The organism is Brevibacillus sp. AF8, assembly GCF_021270385.1.
Lineage (GTDB): Bacteria > Bacillota > Bacilli > Brevibacillales > Brevibacillaceae > Brevibacillus.
Genome location: NZ_JAGQDN010000001.1, coordinates 450133 through 473051, shown reverse-complemented (window position 1 = coordinate 473051; position 22919 = coordinate 450133). Strand labels below are relative to the sequence as shown.

General features: G+C 46.1%; 30 protein-coding genes. 18 read left to right on the top strand and 12 right to left on the bottom strand.

From position 1 onward, the window contains the following. Nucleotides 1-116: 116 nt before the first annotated feature. Nucleotides 117-1034 (top strand): aldo/keto reductase, encoded by a 918-nt coding sequence (locus KB186_RS01780; RefSeq protein ID WP_232772998.1) that lies wholly within the window; start codon nt 117-119, stop codon nt 1032-1034. A gap of 11 nt (nt 1035-1045) precedes the next feature. On the opposite strand, the gene KB186_RS01775 is transcribed toward KB186_RS01780, so the two are convergent. The 4 genes from KB186_RS01775 to KB186_RS01760 all read right to left on the bottom strand — a co-directional run bounded on the left by KB186_RS01775 (nt 1046) and on the right by KB186_RS01760 (nt 3618). Beyond that, nucleotides 1046-1687 (bottom strand): DUF3885 domain-containing protein, encoded by a 642-nt coding sequence (locus tag KB186_RS01775; RefSeq protein WP_173607806.1) that lies wholly within the window; start codon nt 1685-1687, stop codon nt 1046-1048. 33 nt (nt 1688-1720) lie between these two features. After that, nucleotides 1721-2113, bottom strand: a complete 393-nt coding sequence (locus KB186_RS01770; protein WP_232772997.1) for a YkvA family protein — start codon at nt 2111-2113, stop codon at nt 1721-1723. Between the two features lie 112 nt (nt 2114-2225). After that, on the bottom strand, nt 2226-3209 hold the full coding sequence (locus KB186_RS01765) for a zinc-dependent alcohol dehydrogenase family protein (RefSeq protein WP_232772996.1): 984 nt from the start codon (nt 3207-3209) through the stop codon (nt 2226-2228). A 199-nt stretch (nt 3210-3408) separates the two neighbouring features. Then, the gene (locus KB186_RS01760; protein ID WP_173607803.1) at nt 3409-3618 is read right to left on the bottom strand and encodes a CDGSH iron-sulfur domain-containing protein; all 210 of its coding nucleotides are present in this window, start codon (nt 3616-3618) and stop codon (nt 3409-3411) included. Between the two features lie 189 nt (nt 3619-3807). Here KB186_RS01760 and KB186_RS01755 point away from each other — a divergent pair, with 189 nt between their 5' ends. After that, nucleotides 3808-3978, top strand: coding sequence for a tryptophan RNA-binding attenuation protein (locus KB186_RS01755; RefSeq protein WP_069844814.1), 171 nt, complete (start codon nt 3808-3810; stop codon nt 3976-3978). Between the two features lie 90 nt (nt 3979-4068). Here KB186_RS01755 and KB186_RS01750 read toward each other — a convergent pair whose 3' ends face one another. Both KB186_RS01750 and KB186_RS01745 read right to left on the bottom strand, forming a co-directional pair. Next, on the bottom strand, nt 4069-4443 hold the full coding sequence (locus tag KB186_RS01750; protein WP_232772995.1) for a DoxX family protein: 375 nt from the start codon (nt 4441-4443) through the stop codon (nt 4069-4071). 136 nt (nt 4444-4579) lie between these two features. Continuing rightward, nucleotides 4580-5107, bottom strand: coding sequence for an isochorismatase family protein (locus tag KB186_RS01745; protein ID WP_173607801.1), 528 nt, complete (start codon nt 5105-5107; stop codon nt 4580-4582). Between the two features lie 231 nt (nt 5108-5338). On the opposite strand from KB186_RS01745, the gene KB186_RS01740 reads away from it, so the two are divergent. The 15 genes from KB186_RS01740 (at nt 5339) to KB186_RS01670 (ending at nt 18096) form a co-directional block, all read left to right on the top strand. Continuing rightward, nucleotides 5339-5836, top strand: coding sequence for a hypothetical protein (locus KB186_RS01740; RefSeq protein ID WP_232772994.1), 498 nt, complete (start codon nt 5339-5341; stop codon nt 5834-5836). Nucleotides 5837-5940: 104 nt separating this feature from the next. Further along, a complete protein-coding gene (locus KB186_RS01735) occupies nt 5941-6300 on the top strand; it encodes a YmaF family protein (RefSeq protein WP_173607799.1) in 360 nt (119 codons plus the stop codon). Nucleotides 6301-6430: 130 nt separating this feature from the next. Further along, entirely contained in the window at nt 6431-7132 is a 702-nt protein-coding gene (locus KB186_RS01730; RefSeq protein WP_232772993.1) for a YjjG family noncanonical pyrimidine nucleotidase, read from the top strand. A gap of 73 nt (nt 7133-7205) precedes the next feature. Next, on the top strand, nt 7206-9035 hold the full coding sequence (locus KB186_RS01725) for a UbiD family decarboxylase (RefSeq protein WP_232772992.1): 1830 nt from the start codon (nt 7206-7208) through the stop codon (nt 9033-9035). Between the two features lie 119 nt (nt 9036-9154). Next, nucleotides 9155-10102, top strand: a complete 948-nt coding sequence (locus KB186_RS01720; RefSeq protein ID WP_232772991.1) for a hypothetical protein — start codon at nt 9155-9157, stop codon at nt 10100-10102. A gap of 183 nt (nt 10103-10285) precedes the next feature. Beyond that, entirely contained in the window at nt 10286-12256 is a 1971-nt protein-coding gene (locus tag KB186_RS01715) for a BglG family transcription antiterminator (RefSeq protein WP_232772990.1), read from the top strand. Further along, the gene (locus KB186_RS01710) at nt 12216-13361 is read left to right on the top strand and encodes an amidohydrolase/deacetylase family metallohydrolase (protein WP_232772989.1); all 1146 of its coding nucleotides are present in this window, start codon (nt 12216-12218) and stop codon (nt 13359-13361) included. The genes KB186_RS01715 and KB186_RS01710 overlap by 41 nt, the downstream gene beginning before the upstream one ends. Continuing rightward, nucleotides 13352-13723 carry a hypothetical protein gene (locus KB186_RS01705; protein WP_232772988.1) on the top strand — a complete coding sequence of 124 codons (372 nt, stop codon included), beginning with the start codon at nt 13352-13354 and terminating at the stop codon, nt 13721-13723. The genes KB186_RS01710 and KB186_RS01705 overlap by 10 nt, the downstream gene beginning before the upstream one ends. A 32-nt stretch (nt 13724-13755) precedes the next feature. After that, a complete protein-coding gene (locus KB186_RS01700; RefSeq protein ID WP_007727312.1) occupies nt 13756-14118 on the top strand; it encodes a glycine-rich SFCGS family protein in 363 nt (120 codons plus the stop codon). 3 nt (nt 14119-14121) lie between these two features. Continuing rightward, nucleotides 14122-14460, top strand: coding sequence for a DUF4312 family protein (locus tag KB186_RS01695; protein ID WP_173607793.1), 339 nt, complete (start codon nt 14122-14124; stop codon nt 14458-14460). A 22-nt stretch (nt 14461-14482) separates the two neighbouring features. Further along, on the top strand, nt 14483-15271 hold the full coding sequence (locus KB186_RS01690; protein WP_232772987.1) for a DUF4311 domain-containing protein: 789 nt from the start codon (nt 14483-14485) through the stop codon (nt 15269-15271). Continuing rightward, on the top strand, nt 15271-15921 hold the full coding sequence (locus tag KB186_RS01685) for a DUF4310 family protein (protein WP_173607792.1): 651 nt from the start codon (nt 15271-15273) through the stop codon (nt 15919-15921). Before KB186_RS01690 ends, KB186_RS01685 begins: the two co-directional genes overlap by 1 nt. Before the next feature lie 40 nt (nt 15922-15961). Continuing rightward, nucleotides 15962-17077 carry a DgaE family pyridoxal phosphate-dependent ammonia lyase gene (locus KB186_RS01680; RefSeq protein ID WP_232772986.1) on the top strand — a complete coding sequence of 372 codons (1116 nt, stop codon included), beginning with the start codon at nt 15962-15964 and terminating at the stop codon, nt 17075-17077. Between the two features lie 5 nt (nt 17078-17082). Next, nucleotides 17083-17805 (top strand): KDGP aldolase, encoded by a 723-nt coding sequence (locus tag KB186_RS01675; protein WP_173607790.1) that lies wholly within the window; start codon nt 17083-17085, stop codon nt 17803-17805. Between the two features lie 33 nt (nt 17806-17838). Continuing rightward, the gene (locus tag KB186_RS01670) at nt 17839-18096 is read left to right on the top strand and encodes an HPr family phosphocarrier protein (RefSeq protein ID WP_173607789.1); all 258 of its coding nucleotides are present in this window, start codon (nt 17839-17841) and stop codon (nt 18094-18096) included. Between the two features lie 103 nt (nt 18097-18199). On the opposite strand, the gene KB186_RS01665 is transcribed toward KB186_RS01670, so the two are convergent. From KB186_RS01665 to KB186_RS01645, 5 genes are all read right to left on the bottom strand, one after another. Beyond that, nucleotides 18200-18898, bottom strand: coding sequence for a DUF4386 domain-containing protein (locus KB186_RS01665; protein ID WP_232772985.1), 699 nt, complete (start codon nt 18896-18898; stop codon nt 18200-18202). Nucleotides 18899-19075: 177 nt separating this feature from the next. After that, entirely contained in the window at nt 19076-19420 is a 345-nt protein-coding gene (locus KB186_RS01660) for a YkgJ family cysteine cluster protein (RefSeq protein WP_232772984.1), read from the bottom strand. A gap of 198 nt (nt 19421-19618) precedes the next feature. Beyond that, nucleotides 19619-19930, bottom strand: coding sequence for a GNAT family N-acetyltransferase (locus KB186_RS01655; RefSeq protein ID WP_232772983.1), 312 nt, complete (start codon nt 19928-19930; stop codon nt 19619-19621). 162 nt (nt 19931-20092) lie between these two features. Next, nucleotides 20093-20584, bottom strand: a complete 492-nt coding sequence (locus KB186_RS01650) for a GNAT family N-acetyltransferase (protein ID WP_173607786.1) — start codon at nt 20582-20584, stop codon at nt 20093-20095. A 173-nt stretch (nt 20585-20757) separates the two neighbouring features. Then, nucleotides 20758-21435: an O-methyltransferase gene (locus KB186_RS01645; protein WP_173607785.1), complete on the bottom strand. Its 678-nt coding sequence runs from the start codon at nt 21433-21435 to the stop codon at nt 20758-20760. A gap of 610 nt (nt 21436-22045) precedes the next feature. Between KB186_RS01645 and KB186_RS01640 the strand changes: the two genes are divergently transcribed. Continuing rightward, the gene (locus KB186_RS01640; protein ID WP_232772982.1) at nt 22046-22519 is read left to right on the top strand and encodes a YhcN/YlaJ family sporulation lipoprotein; all 474 of its coding nucleotides are present in this window, start codon (nt 22046-22048) and stop codon (nt 22517-22519) included. A 136-nt stretch (nt 22520-22655) separates the two neighbouring features. Here KB186_RS01640 and KB186_RS01635 read toward each other — a convergent pair whose 3' ends face one another. Continuing rightward, nucleotides 22656-22904 carry a hypothetical protein gene (locus tag KB186_RS01635; RefSeq protein ID WP_173607783.1) on the bottom strand — a complete coding sequence of 83 codons (249 nt, stop codon included), beginning with the start codon at nt 22902-22904 and terminating at the stop codon, nt 22656-22658. Nucleotides 22905-22919: the final 15 nt, after the last annotated feature.

Sequence of the window (22919 nt, the reverse complement as noted above, 5' to 3'; positions counted from 1 at the left end):
TTTGTATCTCCATTTCAACATCGAAACCTGTCCTTTTCTTTATAGCACCAGTAGGGGGGAGTGTTGAAACGATTGTTTTGAAATGACACATGAAAAAATGGAATCGGAGGATTGACATGAGAACCATACCACTCGGCACGAGCAAGTTGAAAGTACCAGTCATCGCAATCGGTTGTATGAGGATTGGGTCACTAGACAAGCTGCAAGCGGAGCGCTTCGTACAAACGGCACTTGAAGAAGGAGCGAACTTTTTCGACCATGCAGATATTTATGGAAAAGGCAGATGTGAGGAAGTATTTGCAGAAGCGATTCAGATGAGCCCTAGCGTGCGCGAGCGTATCCTGTTGCAATCAAAATGTGGCATCCGGCCTGGCATGTTCGACTTTTCCAAAGCGCATATTTTGAATGCGGTGGATGGCATTCTCAAACGCCTAAAAACTGAATATTTGGATGTTTTGCTGCTTCATCGACCAGACACGCTTGTCGAGCCGGAAGAAGTAGCGGAAGCGTTCGATCTTCTGGAAAGTACGGGTAAAGTGCGCCACTTTGGCGTTTCCAACCAAAATCCGATGCAGATCCAGCTGTTAAACAAATTTTTGAAGCAACCAATCGTTGCTAACCAGCTGCAGCTCAGCATTATGAACGCGACGATGATCTCGCAAGGCTTCAACGTCAATATGGAGAACAACTCGGCTGTGAACCGCGATGGTAGTGTACTCGACTTCTGCAGGCTGCACGATATTACGATTCAGCCTTGGTCGCCGTTCCAGTATGGATTTTTCGAAGGATCTTTCCTTGGGAACGAGAAATTTCCTGAGTTGAACAAGAAAAGCGATGAAATTGCAGCTAGATATGAAGTGTCCAACACGACAATCGCCATCGCTTGGCTACTACGGCACCCGGCGAACATGCAACCTGTCATTGGCACGACGAACATCGACCGAATGAAAGATTGCGTGAAAGCAGCCCATATTCGCTTGACGCGAGAAGAGTGGTATGACATCTATCGCGCTGCCGGAAATGTGTTGCCATAGCTGTCATCCATTTACGAAAATACCTGATCGATCTTGGCTCTGTCATAGTCTAAAATCCAATGCGAATAGCTTTCGTAAATCCCTCTGATGGTTTCAGGAGAAGTGGCTAATAAATCACAGCCTCGATCGTCATAGATGTGAAAGATAGTTTGTTTAGTCGTATTGATAAAGTAGACCCGATGAAAAATACGTGGTTGTAATCCCATATCCTGACGGCAGATCGCTTTTATCATCGGAACAAATGAAAAGTCCGATGTCTTACACTTCAAGGCGAATCGATGCGTTCGATAGGTTTCATTTTCATCGTCTTCTGGAAAAACATAAGGGATAGTGTGTTGTTGCAGCTTATACAAAAGGGATTTGTTCTTCACATACTTGGAAAAGGCATTCAATTTACGCTTGAAAGCCCCACCGTCCCCAAAATCGTTTACATCCACGACGATAAAAATGTCATCATGAGGTGCATGCAAAGACTTGAATAAAGTAATCGCTCGGCCATAAACCCCCTGTAAATAGGGACAATTTTCATAAACGTTATGGTAATCGTAGTTCACACCCAGCTCAAAACGAATTCCAATATCCCAGCTATAAAACAAGGGCGGTCTAAGCATTAACGCTGGAAATGTATGATGTAAATACTTGTGTAACGTCATCAAATCACCTCGCTCTACTCGAATGTATTTTTCCTATTCCTGTAAAAACCTCTTTTGTTTCCATTCTTTGTATAGAGTAAGGTCGCTGCTCACTTGTCGAAACACCAATCCAATGATTGTCGCGTCATCTAGTAAACCAGCAAAAGGAATAAAATCTGTGATGGCGTCTATGGGTGAAACAAAGTACAAAATCCCGCCAATAATCATCAAGATGGATTTAACAGGGATCGTTCGATATTTTCCGCTCGTCCAATCACCGAAAATACTAAAGAGTAGCTGTAAATTCTCCCAAACATCTCCGATCGCTTTTTGGTCAGCTTTTTTCATTGCTTTTTTTAAGAGATGAGATGCTTTTTCTTTATCGTTCAGATATTCCGAGGCTTTTGATTCATAATTTTTAAGAAACCTCTTTTCATGTCTAGCCATAGGACCTCCTATGTTTCGCCGAAGCCAAAAAGGGCGAGAAGACGCTCATTTTTGGCTTTGGTGTTATTGAAACCACTTGTACATGACCGTTCCTAGCGTCTTTTTCTGGTGTTTACACCAAGATGACTTTCCCCGTACGATGACGGCTCTCCGCAAATCGCACGGCCTCTTTTACATCATGCAGTGCAAATTTTTCTCCAGGCTCTGCCAAAAGGAGTTTCCCATTATCAACAAGCTCGATGACTTTCTCAAATGTATCGTGCCAGGTAGACACAGATATGCGTTGATTCCAGTGGCGCAATAAAAACAGTTGTGGGAGAACGCCAAGCTCTTTCGAGATGATCGACCAATCCACTTGAACTCCCGATAGAAGGCCTAACGACAAGAAAATCCCGCCGGCACGTGTAGACTTCGCCAGCTCTAAACCGTCTGGGCCGCCAATCGAATCAATAGACGCATGTGCACCTTGTCCGTGCGTTACACTCATGATGGCATCATAAGTCGACACACGTGAACTGTCGATGACATGCCACGCTCCGAGTTGTATCAACTCCTCGGTGTATCTTGCGTTTCGGACAATGGCGATCACCCGAAAATCGAAAAGAGCGGATAGCTGAATAAACAAACGGCCAATGGCTGAGTTGGCTGCATTGACTAACAAAACCTGCTGAGAAGACAGTTGAAGGGTCTCATTGCATATGACCCACGCAGTGATGGGGTTTATGTACAACCGACAGGCGATATCATCTGGGATCGAATCAGGAACCCCAATGGCTAGCTCTGCTGTCGTTTTTACGTATTCTTGCCACGTACCCTCACCGCGCAAAGGCAGAACACGTTTCCCGATAAGAGAGCGGGGAGCAAAAGGACCTGTATCCATTACGGTACCAACTCCCTCATACCCGGGAATGGCGGGAAGGTTGATACGATGCTTGTAAGCACCACGAATTGGAATGACATCAGAAGGATTAATGGGACGTGCGCTCATTTTTACTAAAATTTCATCTTGCTTCAAAGGTTCAATCAGCCGTTGTTCGACCTCCAATACTTCATGGGGCTCGCCAAATTGATTGTAACGTACAACTTGTGCATACATGGTTGGGGACTCCTAACTTTGTCAGCCATAACTGACGAAGGAAAGTTCTTCGCCATTGCGTATGGGATCGGAATGTCTTTATCATAGGCGTTTCGCTTTCAGAATGCTTTTCAAAATTATACCAATAGTTCGAGGAGGAAACAATTTGACATAAAAAGCGATGGATAAAAGAAAAAGAGCGCATCTGCGCTCTTTCGGATCATGCTTTTGCTCGTGGTGCACTTTCAAAGCCTACTTTTTTATGCGTGCCATCACAGAACGGTTTTTTCTCGGATTGACCGCATCGACAGAGTGAAAAAGATGAACCGACATCATACTTGTCACCTGCGCCATCCAGCAACTCAACTTCACCGGTAACACGAATTGATCCATTGTCGTTAATCTTGATGGTTACTTTTTCTTGATCCACATGTCATCCCTCCTTTTTTACTATCTTTACCTACTATGATCCCGGGCAGAAGGGTATGTGGAAATATTTGCATCTCTACATAGGAAGAGCCTGCCACAGCGAAAGTGAACTTGCTGGCAGAACATGACGAATTCGTGTTAAAATAAGGACAAGGTACGGTTATTTTTAGCAGGGAAAGGGTTATGCCTCATGACGATTTCGATGGATGACTTAGAGCAATCCTGCTGGGAATGCGAAGGCAAGGGGATTCTTGTGAATGAAAACAAGCAAGAGGAATCATGCCCAAAATGCCAAGGTAAGGGAGCAATTCTTACCGCACAAGGTCAGACCCTACTACACTTTATAAAAAAGCATTTGTAAACGAACGAGCTCGAAGAAAAAACGGGAGGCCGTCAGATCCTCATTTGGTAAAGGAGGGGGAACTGGCGGCCTTTTTAGTGAGTCATAAAATTAAATTGACGAAGCACGATTCGGCTGTTTTTTGCTACCACTCTGGCGACCGATCAGCAAGAAAACAAGGAATAAGACAAGCGGAATCGCTACAGTAGATGTGTCACCATGTAAAAGAAGCGTGATTGTAGCACCCAGCATAATCACTGCGAGCACGTAGGCGGCGTAACGTGTATACTTTTTCATCAGTAACCCTAGTCCGCCGAGCACTTCTCCTAAACCGATCACAACTTGAAACCAAGAGGGAAACCCGAGTGCTTGGAAAGCAAGTGTTGCCTCTGGATGTCCTATCAGCTTGTAAATACCAGATGAAACGAACATCAAGCACAACCCTACGATCACTACCCATTTTGCAAAAATACGCAGACCTGTCATACTGAAATCCTCCAATCGTTTCGTTGATGGACTCAGTATAAATCGTTCATTATGACATCTTTTGTCATATAGCTAACGGAACGTTCTGCAAAGGATCGGCTATCATCGGGCTCCTTTTTAAAAGTGCCTGCTCCCATCACTTGTATTTTTCAGTGTACTCGGCGTAGTTTACTACTTCAATGACACTCGACCAACGGAGAACGGTACCTACAAACCGGTTAATGTCTAAACCTTGCATGCCGTATGTTTCGGCGGTATTTGTTGTTCCAGTTGCGTCTTTAATGAATGTCACTTTATATCCGCGATCATAGGCAGCGATCGCCGTAAACATACAACAAAATTCCGTCTCAAAACCGATGATAAAAAGATGATCGACCCCTAACTTTTCTAAAGTGTGTGAGAGCTCCGTTTGGAAGAAGGAGCTAGGAGTATGCTTCTCGATTAAGTAGTCGGAATAGTCTTTTAACGAAGGGTGTATTTCAGAGCCGATAGAGCTTCTATTCAGTGGACTTTCTTCTGCATCATCGATATGTCTGATAAAAATGACAGGGCGATTGCTCTCTTTAAAATCTTTTATTACCTGTTCCATCAAAAAAAGTTCCTCTTTGTAATCCCCACAACTCACAATTCCGTTTTGCACATCAATCACTAAAAGTGCGTTCATTGCTACACCTTCCTTTTACCTTGTTGAGAGATAATATACCATGAGATAATGAAGGGAAGGAAATAATAGGAAAGGTTGATTTACATGAGAGTTTCATTTTCTTATGCATTCATACTTGTTGCCTTTATTCTTGCTACAGGATGTGGTTCAACCAATTCAAGTGCTTCATCCGCGTTTTCCAATTTAGCCACACAAGGCTCTTCTTCCACGAGTGAAGCTAAAGGGGGAGTGGTGGAATCAGAAAATAATAATGTCGCTACGTATCTTTCGATGGCTGTACTCGCCCTACATGAAGTGAATGGCTTTAAAGCTGGAGAAGAATTTCCACCGGAATCCAAAGCGTTTTTGGCGAAGTATGCTCATCTGTTCCCGGCAACCGGGGAGAAAGTGAAGGAAGCCAAGCAATTAGTTGATCAAAATGTGCAACCGAAACATATCAATAAAAATATTTCCAAGTATCATGCCTCGATGATTCAAGATAAAGGAACAGTGCTAAGCATCGAAGAGGAAGAAATACCGGAAATGGGAACCGTTTCTGTCTTGCATGTCGTCAATGACGAGGAGCATAGCTACCAAGTCGTTTATCTAGGTGGATTAGATATCTACGAAGAAGATACAGTTGAATTTCTGGGGGTTCCAACCTTACTCTCAGGTTTCGATAATGTAAGTGGCGGATATACCAATTCGATCATTATTGCAGGGAGCTATGTTGGAAAAAGTGTGAACTAAGCTAGGGTAGTATGGATTTTCGTAGAAAACAAGCTGTTGACCAGTTCGCCTCCTTGTCTGCCTGAATATAGTGGGAGTAAGCCAAGGGTGGAAGGATGGAAGTAATGGCGAAAAAGAATAGGATGAAATGGAAGTTAAAACGAAAAAGTACAACGCGGCTTCAAAGACATGTTCATGAGTTTTTAGGTAGTACGCAGCTTGCAGAACAAGGAGCAGATCGGCATAACCACCGTTTTGCTGGTGTCACTGGTCAAGCCATCCCGAGAGGAAACAGCCACGTTCATGTCATTCGATCCAGCACAGATTTCTTTAATCATCTGCATGGTGTGAGAATTGTTACTGGACCTGCCATCCCGGTTGGGAATGGGAAACATGTTCATTTCGTAAGTGGATCGACCACATTCAACGATGGTCATGTTCATCGGTTCAAATTCGCGACGTTGATCCAGAAGCCGCTCCTCTAAAATAGCTTTCTTGGCCTCGAATGATACAGTTCGAGGCTTTTTGTATGCAGTTTGGCCTTCTATTTTTGATATGATAGAAAGGTGTTAGTTTGTACGAATACTTGATCAGTAAAGATTTCTGGAGGTTGCCATGCGCTATCAAGTCATCTTATTCGATGTAGATGATACACTTCTTGACTTCAAAACGACAGAAGAAAATGCTTTGCAAAAGACGTTTTCCCAGTTTGGACTCGCTACGGGATCGTCTGATTATGGAGCGACCTACAAAGAGATCAGTAAAGGATTGTGGGAGGATTTAGAAAAGGGGCGGATCACTCTAGCAGAGCTGGGTGTAGAGAGATTTCGTAGACTTTTCAAAGCTGTTCAGCTAGACGTCGATGCAGAGGCGTTCGGCAGCACCTATCTTGAATCCTTGGGCAAAGAAGTGCATTTGGTACCTGGAGCGGTTGAATTGTGCAACAGTTTGGAGGATTGCCGCTTGGCGATCATTACGAATGGGTTCGCCTCTGTGCAAACGGCAAGAATTGCCGCTTCACCGCTTTGCGACTCTTTTGAGCATCTGATTATTTCCGAAGAGGTCGGCTATAAGAAGCCGGATCGGGAAATTTTTGACTACGCGTTTTCCAAATTGCAATGGACGGAGAAGGCGAACGTATTGATGGTGGGAGATTCGTTGACCTCTGATATACAAGGGGGAGCGCATTACGGGATCGATACGTGCTGGTTCAATCCGCTGGGCAAGCAAAATCAGACGAGCATTCAGCCGACGTACGAAATCAGAGAGCTGAGCGAGCTTCAAGAAATTGTGCGGAAGGGTATCGTGAATTTGTAGGATCTTTCCTGTATGATGAGAAGGTATTGATCTACAGGTAAATCTAGAATCTAGTGATTGGAGCCCTATAGATATGTATCAGAATTTAGAAGAGTGCATCCTTGACTTGGAAAGGCACGGACATTTGGTCCGTATTCGCGAAGAAGTAGATCCCTATCTGGAAATGGCCGCCATTCATTTGAAGGTGTATGAAGCAGGCGGACCAGCTTTGTTGTTTGAAAATGTAAAAGGCTCAAAATTTCGCGCGGTATCCAATCTATTTGGTACAATTGAGCGCAGCAAGTTTATTTTCAGAAGCACCTGGAAAGCCGCTGAAAATATCATCGCCATGCGCAATGATCCGATGAAAGCGCTAAAGCAGCCATTTAAAAATATCGAGAACGGCTTTGCTGCTCTGAAAGCATTGCCTGCAAAAAAATCCACTAGCATGCCGGTAACTGCACAGGAAATCAGCATAACGGACCTTCCACTTATCCAAAGCTGGCCGATGGATGGTGGAGCTTTTGTGACGCTGCCCCAAATCTATTCGGAGGATCCGGACAAGCCGGGAATCATGAATTCCAATTTGGGTATGTACCGTGTGCAGCTTACTGGTAATGAGTATGAAGTAAACAAAGAAATTGGCTTGCACTATCAAATCCATCGTGGAATCGGAGTCCACCAAGCCAAAGCGACCAAAATGGGGATGCCGCTGAAAGTAAGCTGTTTCGTAGGCGGGCCACCTGCACATACTTTGTCGGCTGTAATGCCGCTGCCAGAAGGCTTGAGCGAAATTACTTTTGCAGGTTTGCTCTCTGGGCGTCGTTTTCACTACAGCTATATCGATGGTTACTGCATAAGCAATGATGCGGATTTTGTCATCACAGGAGATATTTATCCTGGAGATACGAAACCAGAAGGACCATTCGGTGACCATCTGGGCTATTACAGTCTGATCCATCCATTCCCTGTGATGAAGGTAAAGAAAGTGTATGCCAAGCCGAATGCCATTTGGCCATTCACAGTTGTGGGCCGTCCGCCACAAGAGGATACATCGTTCGGTCAGTTGATTCACGAGTTAACGGGTGATGCGATCAAACAAGAAATCCCGGGTGTTAAAGAAGTCCACGCAGTAGATGCCGCCGGTGTACATCCGCTGCTGTTTGCCATCGGAAGCGAGCGGTATACGCCATATCAGCAAGTCAAACAGCCGACGGAGATGCTCACCATTGCCAACCGCATTTTAGGGACGGGACAATTGAGCTTAGCCAAGTATTTATTCATTACCGCCGAAGAAAACCGACCATTGACGACGCATGATGAAGTTGATTTTATGACCTATATTCTGGAGAGAATCGATTTGCATCGCGATGTTCATTTTTATACAAACACGACTATTGATACGCTGGATTATTCGGGAACGGGCTTAAACAGTGGCAGTAAGGTTGTCCTCGCAGCTTACGGCGATCAAAAACGAGAGCTGTGCAAAGAGGTACCGGATGAACTGAAGGATTTGCGAGAGTTTGAGAATGCCCGCCTGATTATGCCAGGTGTGGTGTCGATCCAGGGTCCTGCATTTACCGATTACGCGAGCGCCCAGCAGCAATTACAGAATCTGTGTGATGCGATTCAGGCGAGGGGGCCGATCCCGTCTTGCCCGATGATCATCCTTTGTGATGATAGTACCTTCCTGAGCGCGTCGCTACAAAACTTCCTGTGGGCAACCTTCACACGAAGCAATCCATCCCACGACATGTACGGTGTGAACAGCTACTATGAGAACAAGCATTGGGGTTGCGATAATCTGATTATTGATGCCCGCACCAAACCACATCAAGCACCCCCATTGGTACCAGATCCAACGGTCGAGAAAAATATCGAACGACTGTTTGTCAAAGGTGCGAGCTTGGGTGGAATTCTGTAAGCACCTCCTACAAGTAGAGGTATTGGTAGAGGTCCGTAACCTTTCGTTGCGGACCTTTTTTGTGTAATGATACTATTTGGATGGAGGTTTTCACCAAAAAATGGTTGGAGGGGTACGGAATGCTTTTCATGAAGCGAAAGCAGTCTTCGTGGATTTATTTCCTCATGAGCTGGATGGTTGCATCAGCCTTGCTTGTTACATCGTCACCAACAGTCACCTTGGCATCTGAAGAAATGGAAGAGTCAATACCGGTTGAACTAAATATAAGTCCAGACAAAGACAGGTATGCTCCCGGTACGAAGATTCAGGTGGAGGCCGTTACGAAAAAAGAGGGAAAATCATTCGAAGCGAAAATCGTGGTTAAGGCAAAAATGGATAAAGAGCAGACGATAACCATTGAGCCAGACACGAAAATAAAGGGAAAGAACTATGTGTCAAAGGCGACATTTACACCGGAGGATATTATCGGCGACAGAGTGGGAAGTTTGGGTATCGAGTTTGAGATCATTATGAGTGATACAGATAAAATATGGGTAGGAAGAGCGAATAAAAGGATCTTTGTAGACAACATGCCGGTAACGGTGCCTTCTGTAGATTCAGAATTTTTTATTTCACCTGAACAAAAACTTAAAGTTGGTGAAAAAATAAAATTCACTGTACATACTCCGTATAAGGGAATGATTCGAGAAGACGCGAAGTTTTTATTTTTCTCGTTTAATTCAGTAGATACGACTCAAAAGGTAGAAAAAGTAAGAACCACACATGATCGCAAGAAAGGGGTATACGTAACAACAGGCTACTTTACTCCACGTAAAGAGGGAACCTATACTCCTTTCTTTTTCTTGAAAATGTATGATAAAGAAAAAGATGAGGAGATAAGTGGAAGCGGAGTGATAAAGTTTGACGTGACCGAAATCAATGAAGAATATGATGATGAAAATAAAACGCATAAAGTACTGCTAAAGTTCAAGCCAGAGCAAAAAAAGACACATAAGTTTGAGGCAACAGTGAAAAACTTCGAAACGGATACAAAGGCAACTGCAAAAACGACGATCTATGTCAAATAGGTTATACAGAGAGGATGGTCCCAGTTTTAACCGGGGTCATCTTTTTCATTGCTGTCGGATCAAACTGATAATTGCAAAAATTGCACGATTGATGGGGAAAGGAATCGTTCTTTACCACCGAGAAAGCGTTTTCTATAATGAATCTCAAGCAAGGACACAGCTTTTTATGGAAAGGAGAAAGGAATGGTCTTTTTAACCACACGTTCCCATTCATTACTGAAGGTGATACTCGACAGCTACTATCCGCTGAAAATTAAGGATGTAGCGCGCGATTTCCAAGTTAGCGAGCGAACCGTCAAGTACGATCTGGAGAACGTCAGGCAATGGCTAAAGGAACGAAATGTCATCCTCCATTCTCAACCGAATAAAGGGCTGTGGATCACGGAAGAACAAGAGCATCGAAATGCTTTGAAGGAAAATTTGCAAAGGGATGACAGCAAGACACTCATTCTGCCGCAAAAGGATCGGGTCAAGCATTTTTTGTTCATTCTTCTGTTGTCAGATGGGTATCAGAGGATGAACGATTTGGCCGACCACATGGGAGTCAGTCGCAATACCGTCGTTGCCGATGTTAAGGAAGCGGAAAAGCTGCTCGATGGCTGGCGTCTTGAGCTCGTCACGAAGCAGAGGTACGGTGTACGTGTGGACGGGAGTGAGCGGCACAAGCGGTATGCTCTCGAAAACTTGATTCACGATCTGTTGGATGGAAACGACATGTATCGGATGGTACAGGGGATGTTTTTAGAAAATGGACATGAGGCGAGAACGGGTCCGTTATTGGAGAAGTGGTTGATCAGCCGGGCAGAATTAGGGGAGATTATTCACAGCATCAAAGCATGGTTGAATACTGCTGCGGAGACGCTGACAGACCGAGCGCTGATTAGTTTGCTGATTCGCTTATGCATTGTCGTCCATCGCGTACAGCGGGGTCAATTGGTCACTGCGGATGATGCCGAGATGGGAGAAGCGAGGCATTGGATCGGGTACGAGCTGTTTTCACACGAGGTTCGAGCATTATGTCAGCGATTGAACGTCGTTATTCCCGAACACGAGATTGCGTATGCGTGCCTTCCTCTGTTAGGGACCGAACAGGTGCCACGAGAGGCGCGAGCAGAGAGGATTGTTTTGGACGTTTTCCAGGCCACCAAAGAGCTGACGGAAGCGGTTAGTAACCGGATGCTGGCACCGTTGTACGAGGATCAGGAACTGGTCAGACTGCTATTTGCTCACCTGGATGACAGTTTGAACCGTTATCGTCAGGGAGTTCTTTTTGCGAATCCTCTGACGGAGGAGATTCGCCGTTCCTACGCACGCATGTTTGATGCAGTCAAGCGCTCATGCGAAGAAGTGTTTTGGCATCGCGGGGTGTATTGGCTTGATGCCGACATTGCTTACTTTGTTCTGCATTTTCAAGCAGCTTATGATCGCTGGCTGGAGCAGAAAAAGGCAGATGCGCTCGTCGTGTGCGGAACAGGCAGAGGGACTTCACGGTTTTTGAAAACGTACCTGGAAAGCGAATTGCGTTCACTTCGGGTCGTAGGCCTGTGTTCCAGCACAGAGGTAGAGAAGTATTTGGCGAGTCGTCGCGTGGATGTCATCATTAGTGTCCTGCCGATCAAAGCCGAGGTGCCAGTTGTGATTGTCAGTCCTCTTCCAACCCGACAAGATATCAACCAGATTCAGAACTGTCTGGAAGCCTTGCAAGTGGAGGGAGGAATTCGAGAGCAGGCTGTGAATGCTCACAAGGAAGCTTGGTTCCCCACTCTGACTGCTGATCTTAATCCGTCAGATTTGCCGGTGGTAGAGAGGCTGTCCCAGGATGTCATTTGCAAAGGGTATGAAATCAGTCAAAAAATCGTGACTGCTTTCCGGGAGTACCTAACAGAACAAATGGCAAGCGGACTGACGCTGCACCTCCTATTGATGGTAAATCGACTGGCTTTTGGCTCACCTTATCAGGAGGAGTGGGAATCGTCGGCAGAGGCGGAATCGATAGAATGGAAGGCATGGCGTGAAAGGCTGAACCGATTGATGGCTGAGGCAAACTTCCAAGTTCCACCTAGTGAAGTGACGGCCATTATGCGCTATTTTTCAGGAAAGGGGACGGTAGAGAGTGAAAGTGGATCTACTCATACGCAACGGACGGGTCGTTGATCCTTCCCAGAACCTGAACGGGCACTATGATCTTGCCATTCGGGAAGGGCGGATCGTTGGGTTGTATGAGAAAGGGAAGACAACCGATGATCAAGGGATGAATCTGGAAAGCAAGGAGATAATCGATGCTGAGGGATATGTGGTGACACCTGGTCTGATCGATTTGCACGCTCATGTTTTTCCGACAAAGACGAGTTTGGGCGTAGCCGCGGATCGGGTCGGGATCGAGCAAGGAGTGACAACCGTAGTAGATGCTGGCAGTGTCGGACTATGGTCGTTTGATGCTTTTCTTGAAGAAGCAGTGTATCCTTCTGTTACTCGTGTTCTGGCATTTCTGAACATTTCAGGGGATGGCTTGTGCACAGGAGGCGGGGAACTCGCAGACATGTCGCGGTTAACCCCGAGAGAAGCGGCAGCCCTCATAAGAAAACAACCGATTTTACGAGGGGTAAAAGCCCGCATGAGCGGTTCTGTCGTCAAGCAAAACGGGATACAACCCTTGCTCGTAGCCAAGGAAGCAGCGAGGGGAGCGGGCGTACCTATGATGGTTCACATCGGAAACGCTCCGCCAAAACTCACGGAAATATTGCCTCTCTTAGACCGGGGAGACGTAGTGACACATGCGTTTCACGGAAAAAAAGGAGGGATGTTCGACGAACGAGGAGAGTTGATACCAGAGGCGCAAGACGCGTTGGAGCGGGGAGTCTTACTCGACATCGGGCACGGCGAAGCGAGCTTCAGCTTCCAAACATTGCGTCATGCGCAGGCCCAAGGTATTATGCCACATGTCATTAGCACGGATGTTCACCGGCGCAACATCGATGGTCCTGTGCACAGCTTGACGCACACCCTCACGAAGTTTCTCGCCATGGGTTATTCGCTCGACGGTGTGATTGCTGCGAGTACGCTTGCGCCCGCACGAATTCTCGGGCTGGAAAACGAGATCGGGACGTTGAAAGTAGGGGCATGCGCGGACGTATCCATTTTGCAGATTAAAAAAGAGCCGACAATTTTGAGCGACAGTGAACAAGAAACGGTGGAGACAATGGAAAGAGTAGTGGCTTATCAAGGGATTACTTCGGGAAGGGTACTGACATGCAAATGATTGATGACATTCTCAAGGAACTGATTGAGACAAAATCAGAACATTTATCTGAAATTTCAGAAACAAAACAAATTCTCCAAAAAATTGAGGAGGAGTTCCGCCTCATGGAGATTCAAATACCGCGAGATCGCTGGCTAGCCATCGGAGCTCATGTACTGGCATTTGTACGACGGATGACCAACGGTGAAAGGCTGCCCGTGATTGAAGCGGAGTTATTCGCCGAAATTCATCCCGATATGGTTACGCTCTCGCACAAAATTCTTTCGGAAGAGAAGAGTGCGTGGCAGGCAGATGACACAGAAGCGTTTCTGTTAGCAGTTCATTTTGAAGCCATCCGTGCCATGCAGATGGGGCCATCGTAAAACATTGCTGTGAATATAGGGAGGTTTTGGATATGTCTAAGGTAAAAATCGTGATTGGTGATCGTCTCGGAAAAGGACAGAACATTGCAAAAGGAATCGAAGCTGCTGGCGGGACCGCGATCGTCATTCCAGGTGTTGGCGCGGATATGAAGGTAGGAGATGTCATGGTCAGTGAGAGTGCAGATCTCGGGTTGTCCTTTTGCGGAAGTGGTGGGGCTGGGGCACTCACTGCCAAGACCAAGTATGGTTTTCCGGTCGAGTACGGCTTGCGCTCCGTAGATGCTGGTATTACTGCCTTGCGTAGCGGAAAAAAAGTAATTGGCTTTGGCTTCATGGATACAGAAGAGCTGGGCAGGCGCATGGTGGAAGAATACATCAAGCTGGGAGGGAAGTAATCCATGTACACGGAGACGACACAGACCTTGCGATTATCCGGCAGTGGCGATACGAAAGAAGGAGCCTTCAACAAGATTTTTTCCCAAATCAAGCATGTGGTTGCGAGACAGACGAGTGATTTGGTCGTGCGAATCGAACCTGTAGGGGTTTCCATTGTGTCGGCGACAGAAACAGTCAAGCATGAGCGATTTTTGGGATTGTTCTTCCCTCGCAAACGGACGCGGTATGACATCACCGCAGATATTCAAGTGAGGCTGGGTCTAATCCATGTAGAAAATATAACGTTTCAGCAGCAGACCGAGCAGAATGCGGGTATAGGGCAGTTGGTTCGTCAGCGATAGAAAGAGACAGGGGGTAGGTTCAGTGGTTACGTTGATGATTGTGTTGAAGTCGATTGTCATCGGGGCATTGGTCGGCTTCGGTGTTGGTGCGGGGGCAGCGAGGATGTTCCATGCACCCAATGTACAGGGGATGGGAGCATTCCGGACTTTTGGAGAGCTGAACGCGTGTGCGGGCGATCCCATTTCCCACTTTTCATTTGGTCTTGGCTTTTTGTTTAACTCGTGGGCGTCTGTTGTTGGTGCGGGTGCGTTGACGCAAGATGTGGATCATCGCGTTATCCCGAACTGGGCGGCGGCCGTGTTGCTCTGGCGCAACAAGAATGTCGCGGAGACGTTGCACAATCCGAAGCAAATGGCGATTGCCGGAGCAGCAGTTGGTGTCGTCGTGGTCACTGTGTTGAATTCCACTGCAACGGCGATTCCCGAATCGATGCAGCTCGTAGCGACGAAGGTACTGGTCCCGGCTGCGAACTGGTTGATCAACCCGATCATGCCGATTGTGTTCTGGATGGCGACGATGGATGCAGGCAAACGGACAGGGATTTGGGGAACGGTCTTGGGTGGTTTGTCTCACTTGGTCATGGGAAATGCGGTGCCTGGAATCGTCTTGGGTATTTTGATCGGGAAAGGCCTGGACGACAGTGGTTGGAACAAAATTACCAAATCCATGTTTATTGCAGTCATTCTCTTGTTTGTATTCAGTGGCTTCTTCCGCGGTTTTGATGTCGCGCTCTTGAAGAGTATGTACGTGGAAATTCCACAGTGGTTGATAGAGCTTCACGAAACATTTGGATCGGTGGTGAAAAAGTAATGGGTGAATTGCAAGCAAAAGGGTTTTGGTATTCAGAATGGGCATTTCCGCTTTTTGTGGCGTGCTTGTCTGCGGGAATCTTTGCGGGTACTCATCTTTACTATGTGTATCATGTCGGTGCTTTTAACGATATCGCCATCGTTGCGATGCTCGAGGCGGGGATCAAGGGTGGCGGTTATGGTGCAGCTGCTGCGTTTGGTGCGAGCTTTTTGTTTGCACGTGTTTTGGAGGGGCCGCTGGTTGGGATTCTCGATATTGGAGGTTCGTTGCAAACAGGTATCGGGATTGGCGTACCAGCGTTGATGTTGGGAGCGGGATTCACAGCTCCGTTGACTTCTTTTCCTTTGGCGCTGGCGACAGGTGCGCTCTTGGGCTTCATCATTGGTACCGTGATTATTTTGATTCGGAAGTATACGATCAACGCATCGAACTCCACCTTTGGTGCCGATGTCATGATGGGAGCCGGAAACGCTGCTGGGCGTTACTTAGGCCCATTGATCATCATTTCTGCGATTATGGCTTCGATTCCAGTTGGACTTGGCGCAACAGCAGGAGCAGCGATTTTCTACTATTACAACAAACCGATTGCAGGAGGTGCGATTATCGGAGCCATGATTCTTGGCGCCATTTTCCCGATTCCGACACAATGAGGATAGAAAGAAGAGTTTTCACAGGAAGGATGGGCAAACCATGGGAATCTATCAGCAGTTAGGGTTGAAGCAAGTCATAAACGCAAGCGGTAAGATGACGGCACTGGGTGCTAGTGCCGTCCATCCTTCTATCGCACAGGCCATGGGAGAAGCCGCCATGGATTATGTAGAAATCAGTGAGCTGATGATTGTGGCAGGTCATCATATCGCAGAGGCGACAGGTGCAGAAGACGGTTGTCCTACCTCAGGAGCAGCTGCCGGCATTGCTATTAGTGTAGCGGCAGTCATAGCAGGGTGCCATCTGAGTATGATCGAGCGGCTTCCTTTTTCCGAAGGGTTGAATAACAAGATCATCATCCAAAAAGGACACGCGGTGCACTTCGGCGCTTCCGTTCAACAGATGATTGCACTGGGCGGTGGGAAAGTCGTAGAGGTCGGGCATGCCAATCACGTAGAAGCAGAGCATTTGCGAGAAGCCATTGACGATCAGACCGCAGCACTGCTCTATGTCAAATCTCACCATGCGATTCAAAAAGGGATGCAATCGCTAGACGCGATGATTCAACTCGGTCGGGAGTTTGGACTTCCGGTCATTGTTGACGCGGCGGCGGAGGAGGATCTGCGGCGCTACGTGGCGATGGGTGCCGATCTTGTCATCTACAGTGGCGGAAAAGCAATCGGCGGACCAACGTCAGGCTTTATCGCAGGGCGTGCCGATCTGATTGCCGCATGCCGCGCGCAATATAAAGGCGTCGGTCGTGCCATGAAGGTAGGCAAGGAAGCCATTGCGGGTTTGCTTGCAGCGCTTGGACAGTACGACCCCGAAAAGCAAAATGCTCCCGAACAGCGCAGTCGAGTGGAGTGGCTGGCTGGAGAACTGAACAGCTTGCCCGGTGTGAAAGCAGTGATCGCACAGGATGAGGCAGGCAGGTCGATCTATCGAGTGCAAGTTCAGCTTGACGAACGAGTGGCAGGAATGACGGCTCGGGAGCTTACACGCCAACTGGAGCAAGGAAATCCAGCTATTTTTACCCGTAACCACTATGTGAATACGGGTGTGATTGCCTTTGATCCACGACCGTTTCACGAAGGGCAAGAACACATCATTGCAGCGCGAATAAAGGAACTGCTGCAAAAACAAGGAGAAGGAGAATAACAAAAGTGGGCACACCGAAAATTCGTTTAAACGTTTTAGCAAGGGATGTAGAAAACGCAAAACAAATATGTGCCGTCGCTGATGGCCGCGCTCTAATCGGGATCTTGGTCAAAGGATTTGCGTCCGTAGAAGCAGCAATAAAGGCTGTTGAACAATACCAGCAAGCAGGTGTACCCGTGTCTGTAGGGCTGGGCGCAGGTGATCCTACGCAATGGAAAAAGGTCGCAGAAGTCGCGGTGCAGACCCAACCGGATCACGTCAATCAGGTATTTCCGGCAGCAGGCTATACGCTCGGCGGGCTACAGGCAGTCGGCAACTCACATACGATCGTGAATGCATTGATTGCCCCTGGTGGTCAACCAGGAAAGGTTCACGTCACCACGGGACCAATGAGCAACAAAGTTACAGAATGGCTGTCTTGCGATGCAGCCGCCGCGATGCTGGCGGAGATTGGTGTACACTCGGTCAAATTTTATCCAGTTGACGGACTGGAAAGGCTGAATGAAATCAAGGCGATGGCAGAAGCAGCCGTACGTTACGGGATTCCCGTTTTTGAGCCGACTGGCGGGATCGATGCTGCTTCGATTCGGCCGATTGTGGAGGTATGCCTCGAAGCAGGTGCAAAGCAGGTCATACCGCATATTTATACATCCATCGTGGACAAGGAAACGGGATTGACTCGTTTGGATCAAGTAGAAGAACTGCTGACGGCTATAGAAGGCCTATAGCAATTTAATGACAAAGGGATAGGAGTGAATCGAATGAGAGAGAGACAGGTCATCGTCCAGTTGGCACAGGGATTACACGCGCGTCCGGCTTCTTTGTTTGTGAAAGTGGCAGCTTCCTTTTCCAGTGAAATCGGATTGAACAAGGATGAGAAGAAGGTGAATGCGAAGAGTATTATCGGCGTCATGTCCCTCGCGGTGTCGAAAGGACAATCGGTCGTCTTGACTGCGGATGGTGCCGATGCGGAGCAGGCGCTGGATGCGTTGGAGCGCGTGTTGGCAAGTGTGGAGTAAAGGGATGCGTGAATGCGTGTAAAAGAAAAAGGGATGTCTCAAGTGAAAGCTTTGAGATATCCCTTTCTCCATTGTTTCGCTCTTTAGCACTAAAACACGTATTTTAATTGGTTACAGAATCCTGTTCCGTGGGGTTGAAACCTCTAATGATTAGCCATATAGCCAAAACCAATTGTTGAAAGGCTATTGGAATGTTCAACATCATGTAGGTTGTATCCAGCCCGATGAAGCGAATCATAAATAATAAGCTAGCCAATATGGACGATGTTGACCCAATTAGACCCCAGACTGACAACCAACGTGGAACTAATGTAGTTCGGTAAAATATGTAGTTGAACAAGAACATAGCCAGAACAAATGCCAGTGTCGTTGCCACATGGTTTACCAAATCACGTCCTTCCCGCAACAATTCACCCAGTGTCTGAAAATACATTGCATACAAAGTTCCAACTTTTGCAAACTCTTGGCTTGCTGACAATAGCAACAGAAGAATGATTACACCAAGAATAATGAACACGCCCGCAATGATGCCAAAAGCAACAGATCCGAGAGCTAAACTTTTATGATGCTTACTTAACAACGGATACATCAAAATAGGAATACCCACATAGGCAACAATCATCAACAATTGAAAAAATGCGCCTAGTAGTACCTGATTCTCATTTGAAGAAGCCATGACAAGGTAGTCTGCTCCATCAATTACAGGAACAACACTAAATAAACCTGTAATCAATCCGGCTATTAATAACACCCCAGTCATAGTTGCAGATCTTCTACCTGCATTTGTACTCTTCCTCAACATAAATTGCCTCCTTCGGCATTTTTATCGCGTATCAAGTCTAGAGGGTGAAGACGAGTATAGTTCAATGAGGCTGTCTATAACATTACTATTCAGTTGAGATCCATGTTTTGCTTCATGCTGACGTTGAGTCTGGAACTAATTTTCAAACCAAAACCGCACATCTTATAGCTCCTTTCTTTAAAAATGCTTCCAAGTAATATCAATACTCAAATACCCAATCGCTTTCTCCTTGAAGGTCAGCGTTTCTTTCGTTGCCAATTCTGGTTTACGAAAACAGACAAGGTCTCTGTGATATCCAAAAGCGCGACACACTTCCGGTCGAACGCTATGAATGCCACACTGATCTTTTTGCATGTCGTAGAAGATACAAGTCCCAAACAGTCTCGGTTGATTTTCCAGGTCGTCACGGAGCTTTTTTGGAAACGCTTTCAATTTCTTGTATATCATTTTAAATTCCTTCTCTGTAATGGGAACAGGACCACAGCACAATCCTTTACAGCCTTGGCAAGGCAATGCTTCCATATCATCTACAACCTTTCGTCATGTGATAATTACTAGAAAGAACAAAAAAGATGATCCTCGTTGATTCAGGGGATCATCTTTAGAACTACCGCATGTAATTGTGTGGGTTATTCAGAAATTCCGTTAGAAGAGAATACTGTTCTTTTATTATAACACATGTAGGAAGATTTTGACGAAGCTTTTGAATGAATGGCTTGTTTATTTCGTCAAAACATACAACCACTCACCGTTGCAGTCCTCGTCGTCCCCGGTCAGTCCATCTAAGACGCGTTCAAACGAGAAGACGAGTTTCTCAATGATGCGCCGCGATGCTTTATTGTCTTGGTGTGCTTTTGCGTACAACCGATCGAATCCGATTACATCAAATGCGTACGCAGTAAGAGCGGAGGCAGCTTCAAAAGCGTAGCCGTTCCCCCAATAATCCCGTCCGATTAAATCATAGAGCTCTTTTTCTGGAGTCAGAAAATCGAGAACGCCAGGTAAACAACTTTGGGTTTTGCATGAGTTCAAAAGATTCCATCAAATCAACTTCTGCGTAAGGACGGATGATGAGGCGTTCGGTTTCTAAGTGCATGGTAGAGATCGTTGATTGCATATAGGATGTTCCCGTTCGATTTAGAAATGATCGTTGGATAAAAAGAGGAGAAGCGCTCACGGTAAGCGCTTCAGACCTCATGTGTGTTTAATCAGAATGAGTTCTTCCACTTCTACGCCTCGTGCTTCCGAAAATGCCCGATCTACACCGAAAGGCTGAAAACCGTTTTTTTCCAACACACGAATGGACGCGATGTTGTCATGGGCGACACGCGCATATACAGGACGTGTTCGGAGTTCCTCTAAAAAGAGAGTAAGTGCATTTGTCGCGACTCCTTTGCCCCAAAAGCTTTTGTCTATCCAGTATCCAATCGTAGGCAAGCCAAACAGTTCAAAGCACGAAACATTTCCGACAATCTGCCCATTCATGACAATGGCTTTTTTCACAATCGAATCATTGTTCAAAATCCTTGTCCAATGAGCGGTGAATCCGTCTCTATCTTCCGGGTCCTTGACAGTAAAGGCCGCCATCTCATGAGCAGATTTGTCTAATTGCTGAGTGAAAAATATGGGGAGATCTGCCTCTGTTACTTCTCGTAAAGCAAGGGACTGATCACGCAATGGTTCCAAGGAAAAGCACCTCCGAAAAACATCAGCTATTCTCTCTTCACCAACACTTTGATAATCATCGACAGTACTGTGAGAACCAAAATGACATTAGCGATGAGCATAAAGCTAGGTAAATCCAGCCTAAACAAGATGTACACACTCCTACTCGTTACTACCTCTGAAAGTGAAGAAGACTAGTTCTCCCCGGTGACAAGCATGATCGCAAAGCCATCATAGCCCTTGCTGCCAACTGTCTGTACAACGGTTCCACTGACACGTTGCTCTTCAGCAACCATATCGGTGAATTGACGTACACCGACAATATTAGGATCCGTGTTTGTTTCGTCCACAACTTGACCACTTCGTACAACATTATCTGTGATAATCACAGTGCCTTTGCGAGAGAGCTTCAATGCCCATTGGAAATAATCGGGGTTTCCTTTTTTATCTGCATCGATAAAAATAAAATCAAAAGGACCCTGATTTTCTTCGTGCAGTTGGATGAGAGAATCAAGGGCAAGTCCGATCTTCACTTCTACAATCTGATCCAGCCCTGCGCGGGTAATGTTCGATTGCGCAACTTCAGCATGCTTCTGATCATATTCGAGAGTAATGAGACGACCATCTTCAGGAAGTGCCCGGGCTAGCCAGATGGTACTGTATCCACCAAGAGTGCCAATTTCCAGGATCGAACGAGCGCCTTGAATCCGTGCTAATAGATGAAGGAATTTACCTTGATTGGGTGCTACATCAATAGCTGGAAGACCTGCAGCTGCATTCACTTGAAGAACTGTGTCCAGAACGGAATCGGCTTCCAGTAATTTATCCGTAAAATAGTGATCAACCGCTGTCCATTGCTCTCTGTTCATCATCTCAACTCCTCAAGAATTTACAGGGATATCATAACACGATTAGCAACTTTTGGCTGAATTTTTTGAAGCAATTAACACATTTCAGCGGAAGGTTCCATGGTCGATCAAGTTTTATAGGTAATATTTTCACCTGTTACCATTATTTTCGCATAGCGTGAACGAAGAGTTTTCAAGATAATAGAAAAGTAATCCAAGCTAGCTAGTATAATCCAACCTTGGGGATTCTATTCCACGCGTCCGACTAATTGATGCAGTCAAAGTCGGCGCCATTTTTTTATTCCATCCATAGGTAAATGTACCTATTATTGCTCGTTGTCAACAGAAAACAAGTCCTATATGATTATATCATTCACGTATGACATACGCGTACTACCCCGTACGCCCCAACCACTTTTTGTTGGTTGGGATTTTTTTTTGGTCCGTTTCATATCCAATTATCTCCTATCGCGTTTCGATGCGATTTTTTATATCCTTGTACATAGGACTCGAAATGTTCTTGGGGTCCGCGGTGACTCAAATTATGCAGAAGAGTCACCGCTTTTTTCTTTACATACTTCCTCCATTCAAGGTCAAGCTAGTAACAGGTGATTTTGTTCAGGAGGTGTTTTTTGTGCGTGCAACTTTCGTGGTGCTGACCCTAGCTTTTGCTTTGACCGTAACGGGGTGTACAAAGCAATCTGGTACGGAAACAAAGAAATCTGGTACAGAGACGAAGCAAAAAGCGGAAGCGGAGCCGTTGTGCATGCCTGTTCCCGTCAGACATTATCAATGGGAAGATCGGGCGAGATCAATTACAGCTAGCGTGAAGGGCATTGACAAAATAGTGGTTGTGCAAATCGATAAAGATCTCGATGTGGCTATTCAAGTAACGAATTTTAATCGGTTCAAGATGGAATCGATTCAAAAGGAAGTCGGAAAGAAATTAAAAGAGGCCTTCCCAGAAGCCAATATTCATGTGACAGCTGATAAGCGATTGATAAAAGATTTACAAAGGCTGAGTGACGAACGGTGGCCAACCGATGTAAAGGCGGCATGCCAGAAGAAGAAATCCTTAAAAGAAATTGAAAAGAAAATGAAAGGCTAGCGGATTTCTCAAACCTCACATACTACATGGGTAGAGTGAGGTTCTTGCTGTCTCTTTTTGGTGGAATAATTAAAATCGAATGAAAATTATGTGATTGAAAACGAAGAAGGACCCCCTGACTGGGAGTCTATATAAGCTAGTGGTGATCATGATCGTAATAATGCGCGCGTTCTCGATCTCGTTCTCGATCTCGATGGAGGTCGATGCCGCGTAATTCACCCTTGGCTTTTTCCACGAGGACTTGATAATCTCTTACCACTTCCGTCAAGGTCGTAACGGATTCCTTATAGTCGGGATCATTACAGATTCCATCTATCGCTCGATGGAGGTGATACATCTTATCTTCGGTTTTTCGGATAAATTCTACCCAATCCATTCCGTTCATAAAATACCTCCTTTC